At 72.3% G+C, this 690-nt stretch carries 1 protein-coding gene; it reads left to right on the forward strand.

Features of this window, described 5'->3' with window-relative positions; translation table 11 throughout:
- Nucleotides 1-153 precede the first annotated feature (153 nt).
- Entirely contained in the window at nt 154-609 is a 456-nt protein-coding gene (locus ACFZAX_RS11420; protein ID WP_390960865.1) for a YbaB/EbfC family nucleoid-associated protein, read from the forward strand.
- Nucleotides 610-690: the final 81 nt, after the last annotated feature.

A 690-nucleotide genomic window follows, 5' to 3' on the forward strand; every position in this document is an offset into this window, starting at 1 on the left:
TTCGGACAGAGTCGGCGTTCAAGCGGGCACGGGCGCCCGCCCGCTGTTCTCCCCGCCGCCCGCCTCGTGTTCATTGGGCGCTGCGCGGTGGCGGTACCCGCCCCGCCCCGGAGCGCTCCGGGAAGAACGCCGGGCCGGAGGAGGAGTGAGCGGGTGACCACGCCGTTCGACGAACAGATCGAGCAACTGCAGGAGACCTACCGGGCGCAGCTGGCGCAGATCGACGACATGCAGCGCCGGATGCGCGAGGTGTCCGGCACGGCGACCGCCAAAGCACAAGCGATGAAGGCGACCGTCGGCCCGCAGGGCGAGCTGACGGCCGTCGAGTTCCCCACCAGCGCCTACCGGCGACTCACGCCCAAGGAACTGGCGGACCTGGTGCTCTCCACCGTCCAGGAGGCCCGGGCGAAGGCCACCGCCGGAATGGCACAGGTCATGGCACCACATCTGCCCGAGGGGCTCGACGCCGAACACCTGCTGCGGGGCACCGCCGACGTGAAACAGCTGATGCCGCCGGAGCCCGCCATGTCGGAAGCGGTACGGCAGTACGTCGAGCAGGGCCGCGTCGCCCAGGACTCCGCCGACGGGCCGAAGATCGCGCACAGCTGACCCGGCTCCCGCCCTGCCCCCACACCGCGCCGCCCGACGGACGCGGTGCCCGTACCGACCCCGCCCGAGGAGTGAGCCCAC

The organism is Streptomyces sp. NPDC008125, assembly GCF_042957125.1.
In the GTDB taxonomy this organism is placed as follows: Bacteria; Actinomycetota; Actinomycetes; order Streptomycetales; family Streptomycetaceae; genus Streptomyces.